Source organism: Mesorhizobium sp. M7A.F.Ca.ET.027.02.1.1 (assembly GCF_004022985.1).
Taxonomy (GTDB): domain Bacteria; phylum Pseudomonadota; class Alphaproteobacteria; order Rhizobiales; family Rhizobiaceae; genus Mesorhizobium.
This window is the reverse complement of record NZ_RZOL01000344.1, coordinates 1-6,793: the sequence shown is the minus strand read 5'-3', so window position 1 is coordinate 6,793 and position 6,793 is coordinate 1. Positions and strand designations below refer to the sequence as shown.

Below are 6,793 nucleotides of genomic sequence, written 5' to 3'. Positions count from 1 at the left end.
GCGTTGTTGGGCCGGTAGTATTTGTCGTAGAAGGCGACAGCGTCGGCGCGGTTCAGCTGCTGCATCTCCTGCATCCAGCCGATGACCGGAATGCGATAGGGCTGGTTCTGCCACAGCGTCGCATCGACCTCCTCGTCCAGCACGGCCTCGGGGCTGTTGTCGATGCGCGAGCGGCGCTCCTCGAGGATGACATCGCGCTCGGTCTTGATGACATCGTCGGTGAGAATGAGATTGCGCATGCGGTCGGCCTCGAAGCTCATCATCAACTCGAGTGCCGACGGCGCCACCGTCTCGTGGAAGGCGGTGTAGTCGTAAGAGGTGAAGGCGTTGTTGGAGCCGCCGATATCGGAGATGGCGCGGTCGAACTCGCCCGCCGCATGGTTGGTCGTCGCCTTGAACATCAGATGTTCGAAGAAATGCGCAATGCCGGATTTGCCGGGCGGCTCGTCGGCGCTGCCGATCTTGTACCAGACCATATGGGTGACGATCGGCGCACGGTGGTCGGGAATGACGACCACCTCCATGCCGTTGTCGAGCAGGAAATCCGTGACCTTGAACTCGGCCGGAACCGTGTTGGGCAAGACGGGGCTCTCGGCCGCCACCGGGCTGGTCATGACAAAAGCCAAAGAGGACGCCAACAGCGTTCCGCGCAGCCATTCAATCCTGGATGTCATCAACGGCTCCGGTTCTGTCTGCAGACGATAGGCAAGGTACTGGCGACAAGCAAAGTTAATTGTTGGTCATTTTAGAGGCGGAGCTCGGTTCCTCGCCCCCGTGAAGCGGGGGAGAGGAACCGCCAATCGCGAAGGCGTATCAGGCCGCCTCGATAAAGCGGATGACGGTCTCACCGTAGTTGCGCTCGTCCAGCACCGAAAAACCGTGACCCGGCTCGAAGGGCGCCACTGCCGCCTCTTCGACCACGCACAGCGCGCCGGGGCGAAGCCAGCCGCCGGCTTTCGCCGACTGCAAGGCGCGCTCGCCAAGGCCCTTGCCATAGGGCGGGTCGGCAAAGACGAGGCCGAACGGCGCCAGCGTGCCGGCTTCGCCAAGGCCGGTGGCATCGCGGCGGAAGATCTTGGTGCGGCCGGTCAGGCCGAAGGCCTCGACATTGTCGCGGATCAGGCCACGGCCTTCGGCCGATTCCTCGATGAAGACGCCATAGGAGGCACCGCGCGACAGGGCTTCCAGCCCGAGCGCACCGGTGCCGGCGAACAGGTCGAGCACACGCGCGCCGTCCAACTGCTCGGCAAAGCGATGCGCCAGCACGTTGAAGACCGCCTCGCGGGTGCGATCGGTCGTCGGACGAATGGCGCTCGAGCGCGGCGTCGCCAGCGGACGCCCGCGAAACTCACCACCGACGATTCTCATTACTTGCCCTTGGGGCCGCCGCGCGGCCGCTCACCGCGTGTGCTGGTCGGACGGTCGCCGCGCGGCTTGCCGAACGGCTTTGCGCCGGCCGGTTTGACATAGGTCGGCTTGAACGATGCCTTTCGCGCCTTTGCTTCAGCCGCCTTGGCTGCGTCTGCATCGGCCCTGCCCTTGCCGATCGGCCGCGCGCCCGGCGCCATCCAGACATTGGCCTTGCGCTGGCCGGGCGGCTCGATCGGCCGCTGCTCGCGCTCGGACTTTTTCCCGCCGCCACGCGGTTTGTCACCAAAGCCACCGCGAGGCTTGTCGCCGAAGCCGCCGCGGGGTTTGTCGCCAAAGCTGCGTTCGGGACGCGGGCCGCGTTCGCCAAAACTCTTCTCCGTGCTTCTGTCGGGACTTGTCGACAGCTTGCCCAGAGCCTCGTCGCGGCTGCCTTCGCGGCGTTTGCGGTTCTTGATCAAACCGCCCTCGCCGATCGGGCGGCGCTCACCGTCGCGGGTGAATTTCGGCCGCTCCGGCTCCGGCTCGCGAACTTCCGTGCGCCGCACCGGCTTGTTGGAAAACGGCTTGGTGACATCGGCGTCGAAATTGGCGCCGGATTCCTCGACCAGGCGCTCGCCGAGTTGGTCACGCAGAACCCTGCCCTTGATCTCGAGCACATGGCCCTCGGCGAGGTCATCGAGCTGGAACGGCCCGTAGGAGATGCGGATCAGCCGCGTCACGTCGAGGCCGAGCGAGCCGAGAATGTTTCTGACTTCGCGGTTCTTGCCCTCGCGCAGGCCGATCGTCAGCCAGGCATTGGTGCCTTGCTCGCGGTCGAGCGTGGCTTCGATGGCACCGTAGAACACGCCGTCAACGGCAATGCCCTCGCGCAGGCCCGCAAGCGCGCTTTCCTCGACCTTGCCGTGGACGCGCACCCGGTAGCGGCGCAGCCAGCCGGTGGCCGGCAGTTCGAGCACGCGCGAGAGGCCGCCATCATTGGTGAGCAGCAGCAGGCCTTCGGTGTTGATGTCGAGCCGGCCGATGGTCATCAGCCGCGGCAATTCAGCCGGCAGCACGTCGAAGACGGTCTTGCGGCCCTCGGGATCGCGGTTGGTGGTGACGACGCCGGCCGGCTTGTGGAACAGGAACAGCCGGGTGCGCTCGATCGGCGGGATTTCCATGCCGTCGAGATGGATGATGTCATCAGGCATGACGTTGAAGGCCGGCGAAGTCAGGGCGCGGCCATTGACCTTGACGCGGCCGGCGGCGATCAGCTCCTCGGCATCGCGGCGCGAGGCCAGGCCGGCGCGGGCCAACCGCTTGGCGATGCGCTCGCCTGCCTCTTCCGCGCCCTCGGCGGGACGCGGGCGTGGCTTGAAGCTGCCGCCTGCCGCGCCTTGCGGCCGATCGTTGAAATCCCGCTTCGGGCGATCGCCGAAATCGCGCTTGGGGCGGTCGGCGAAGTCACGCTTCGGGCGATCGCCGGCGTCGCGCGGCGCGCGGTCAATGAAATCACGCTTGGGACGGTCGAAACGCTTTTCGCCGCCCGCTGCCGCCGCAGCCGGCCGGTCGCCCCGCGGTGCATAGGGTTTGCGAGGCCCTTCGCGCTTCTCATACGGCTTGCGCTCGCCTTCGGCCGCCACCGGGCGGTCGCCGCGCGGTGCGTAGGGCTTGCGCGGTCCTTCGCGCTTTTCATACGGTTTGCGCTCGCCTTCGGCGGCCATCGGCCGGTCGCCACGCGGTGCGTAGGGTTTGCGCGGTCCTTCGCGCTTCTCATAGGGCTTGCGCTCGCCTTCGGCCGCCATTGGCCGGTCGCCACGCGGCGCGTAGGGCTTGCGTGGTCCTTCGCGCTTCTCATACGGTTTGCGCTCACCCTCGGCGGCCATCGGGCGGTCGCCGCGCGGTGCGTAGGGCTTGCGCGGCCCTTCGCGCTGCTCAAAAGGCTTGCCTTCGGGACGCGGGCCTTTGCTGAAAGGCTTGTCGCCGCCCTTGAAATCGCGCTTCGGCCGCTCGCCATCGGCAGCCATCGGCCGATCGCCACGCGGTGCGTAAGGTTTCTTGGCGCCAAAGGACGGCTTGCCGCCCTTGCCCGCGGCGCCATCACGGCTGCGCGGTCCCGCGGCTTTCGGCCCACTCTTGGCCGGACCCTTCCTGGGTCGGAATTTCTTGTCGTTGTCGTCCATGTGGCCTTTATCCGTTTGCGCTGCTACAGCGTGGCGCATCCTTTCGGGCGCGCAACGAACGCTGTAGCACTTTTGATGTGGCGCATGATCATTTTCGAAAACCGAGTCCCGATTTTCGAGGTCCTGCGCTCAATAACAGGATCACTGGAGTTTGTCAGGGAAAAGTGGAGACCGGTTTTTCCAAAAAGACAAACGAAAATCAAAAGCCTGGAGCAAGTGCGGTTCATTCGAAACGAACTTGCTCCGTCAGGTGGCGAGGAGATAATCGGAGTGGAAATCGCGTGAAGCGGCCCGATTTCATGGCGCTGGCGCTGAAGGAGGCCGAGGCTGCCGCCTTGCGAGGCGAAGTGCCGGTCGGCGCCGTCATCGCCAATGGCGCTGGTGTTGTCGCCAGCGCCGGCAACCGCACACGCGAACTTGCCGACCCGACCGCGCATGCCGAGATGCTGGTCATCCGCGAAGCTTGCCGCAAACTGTCGGCCGAGCGGCTGACCGGCCATGATCTCTATGTGACGCTGGAACCTTGCGCCATGTGCGCCGGCGCCATTTCCTTCGCCCGGCTGCGCCGGCTTTATTTCGGCGCCGCCGACGACAAGGGCGGTGCCGTGGTCAATGGCGTACGTTTTTTCGCCTCGCCGACCTGCCACCACGCGCCCGACATCTATCCGGGCATGGGCGAGACCGAAGCGGGTCTATTGCTCAAGGAATTTTTCCGGGAACGGCGCGGCTGAACCGGGCGCAACGCCCGGCGACACAACGTGGTGTTCTTACAGAGACGGCATCCAGTCGAACCAGCCGCTGCCCTTCTTGCCTTCCGCCTCTTTCTTGAGGCGGCGTTCCTTCTTGTACTCGTCCTCGCCAAGCTGATCTTGCGGCGCCGTGCCGGCCGCGACACGATACTGCACTGGAGGCTCGCTCAGATATTTGCGGGTGTTCGGATCGCCCTGCTTGCTGTCGGCAAGGCGGCGCTGGATCTCGGCGGCACGGCCCTTGTCGGAATCGGCCGGTGTCCATGCCGGCGGGTGGCTCGACCCTGACTCCGCCATCGCCCTCTTGACCGAGGCCGGGTCCGTCTGCACGTCGTCGATGATCTCCGACTGATAGGCCGGGTCGTTCTGATGGGCGGTGGCGTCGGCGCGCAGGCGGGCGCGGCGCTGCTCGGGCGATTCGGGCCATTCGGCGCTCGCCGTCTCGATGCTGTCCTGCGGGGCCGGCAGCGCTTCCTTCTGGCCTGGCGCCGGCTTCACGAGCGTCGGACGCGGCTTGTAGTCGATCTGTTCCTTGCGCTTCGGCGCGAATGAAAAGGCGCCCGAAATATCGCCGGCCAGCTGTTCGCCGGCGGTCTTGTCGGTGCCGTAGGTCGGAGAGCCCATGCAGCCGGACAAAGCGAGGCCCGACGCGACAAGCGGCGCCAGCAGCGCCAAGCGCGCATTATATCTCTCGGTCATGCCAAAAAGTCCCACTCTAGACAGCCTCTCGATTGCCACCAGCCTTGTGGCCGGTCCCCATCGTCCAAGCACTTGCGACGGAAATCCGGCGACAATTTGTCTTCCGGAGTTTCGCGTGTTTACCTCAACCACTCGTTAAGGGCAACGCGCGGGCGGTTTTCGCCCGCCCGGCGTGGCATTTGTGCACCGATCCAGCCGACTAACCGCTAAAGCCGGCCAAGCGCCTTCAATTCATGCAGCACCGCCGCATCCCTGGCCGAAACATCCGGGAATTCCGGATCCTGGCCGACATCGGCGGTGTAGCGCCAGGAGCGTGCACATTTTAACAGGCCACGATCCTCGGCCTTCTCGACCACCACGGCGACACCCTTGACGTCGTCGATCGCGAAGGCGCCAGCCGGTGCCTCGCCATGAGCGATGACCAGATCGCTGGTGATCGCCATCTCGGCCATGTCGACATCTGAAATCGCCGCTTCGAGCGCTGCGTCGTTGATTGTGACGACCGGCACCGCTTCCAGCGACGATCCGATCACCTTCTGGGCGCGCGCGATCTCCAGCGCACCGGTGACGACGCGTCGCACTTGCCGCACCTGGCGCCACTTTTCCGCCAGCGCCTCGTTCTTCCAGTCCGCCGGGATTTGCGGGAACTGGTCGAGATGCACCGAGACGGCGTCGGGATGACGCTCAAGCCAGGCCTCCTCCATGGTGAAAGGCAGCATCGGCGCCAGCCATTTTACCAGGCAGTCGAAGAGATGGCGCACCACCTGCACCGAAGCCTTGCGCTTCAGGCTCGACGGCGCGTCGCAGTAGAGCGCGTCCTTGCGGATGTCGAAATAGAACGCCGACAGCTCGACCACCATGAAATCGAGCAGCATGCGGGTGATGCGCTTGAATTCGAAGGCGTCGTAGCCCGAGCGCACGACCTCATCGAGCTCGGCCAGCCGGTGCAGCATCAGCCGCTCCAGCTCCGGCATTTTCTCCAGCGGCACCTCTTCGCCATCGTCATGGGCAAGCGTACCCAGCATCCAGCGGATGGTGTTGCGCAGCTTGCGGTAGGCGTCGATGTTGGTCTGCAGCACGTTCTTGCCGAGCCGCTGGTCCTCCCAGTAGTCGGTCGTCACCACCCATAGACGCAGGATGTCGGCGCCCGACTGCTTGATGACGTCCTGCGGCACCACGGTGTTGCCCAGCGACTTCGACATCTTGCGGCCATCCTCGTCCATGGTGAAACCATGGGTGACGACGGTGTCGTAAGGCGCCCTGCCCCTGGTGCCGCAGCTTTCCAGCAGCGACGAATGGAACCAGCCGCGATGCTGGTCGGAGCCTTCGAGATAGACGTCGGCCGGCCATTTCAGGTCAGGACGATCTTCCAGCGTGAAGGCGTGCGTCGAGCCCGAATCGAACCAGACGTCGAGGATGTCCATCACCTGCTTCCACTTCGAAGCGTCGTGATTGCCAAGGAAACGCTCCTTGGCATCAGCCGCGAACCAGGCGTCGGCGCCCTCCTGCTCGAAGGCGTCCATGATGCGCTGGTTGACCGCTTCGTCCTTCAGCACATTGCCGTCGGCATCGGCGAAGACGGCGATCGGCACGCCCCAGGCGCGCTGGCGCGACAGCACCCAGTCCGGGCGTTCCTCGATCATGGCGCGGATGCGGTTCTGGCCGGCGGCGGGCACGAAGCGGGTGTCGTCGATGGCCTTGAGCGCCCGGCTGCGCAGTGTCGAGCCGTCGCCGAGGTCCTTGTCCATGTAGACGAACCATTGCGGCGTGTTGCGGAAGATGATCGGTTTCTTGGACCGCCAGGAGTGAGGG

6 protein-coding genes are annotated in these 6,793 nt (G+C 65.2%); 1 reads left to right on the top strand and 5 read right to left on the bottom strand.

The window, feature by feature from the left end; genetic code table 11:
• The 3 genes from EN749_RS27620 to EN749_RS27610 form a co-directional block, all read right to left on the bottom strand.
• Nucleotides 1-674, bottom strand: a 674-nt coding sequence (locus EN749_RS27620) for a pitrilysin family protein (RefSeq protein ID WP_145991024.1), incomplete at its 3' end; no start/stop codon positions are given.
• Between the two features lie 139 nt (nt 675-813).
• Nucleotides 814-1,368, bottom strand: coding sequence for a 16S rRNA (guanine(966)-N(2))-methyltransferase RsmD (rsmD, locus tag EN749_RS27615; RefSeq protein ID WP_128364353.1), 555 nt, complete (start codon nt 1,366-1,368; stop codon nt 814-816).
• A complete protein-coding gene (locus EN749_RS27610; RefSeq protein WP_128364352.1) occupies nt 1,368-3,533 on the bottom strand; it encodes a pseudouridine synthase in 2,166 nt (721 codons plus the stop codon). Before EN749_RS27610 ends, rsmD begins: the two co-directional genes overlap by 1 nt.
• 281 nt (nt 3,534-3,814) lie before the next feature.
• Between EN749_RS27610 and EN749_RS27605 the strand changes: the two genes are divergently transcribed.
• The gene (locus tag EN749_RS27605) at nt 3,815-4,264 is read left to right on the top strand and encodes a nucleoside deaminase (RefSeq protein ID WP_127271509.1); all 450 of its coding nucleotides are present in this window, start codon (nt 3,815-3,817) and stop codon (nt 4,262-4,264) included.
• Nucleotides 4,265-4,300: 36 nt separating this feature from the next.
• Here the strand turns inward: EN749_RS27605 and EN749_RS27600 are convergent, their stop codons facing one another.
• Nucleotides 4,301-4,981, bottom strand: coding sequence for a hypothetical protein (locus EN749_RS27600; RefSeq protein ID WP_127271160.1), 681 nt, complete (start codon nt 4,979-4,981; stop codon nt 4,301-4,303).
• Nucleotides 4,982-5,187: 206 nt separating this feature from the next.
• On the bottom strand, nt 5,188-6,793 hold a 1,606-nt coding region (locus EN749_RS27595), incomplete at its 5' end, for a class I tRNA ligase family protein (RefSeq protein WP_145991023.1).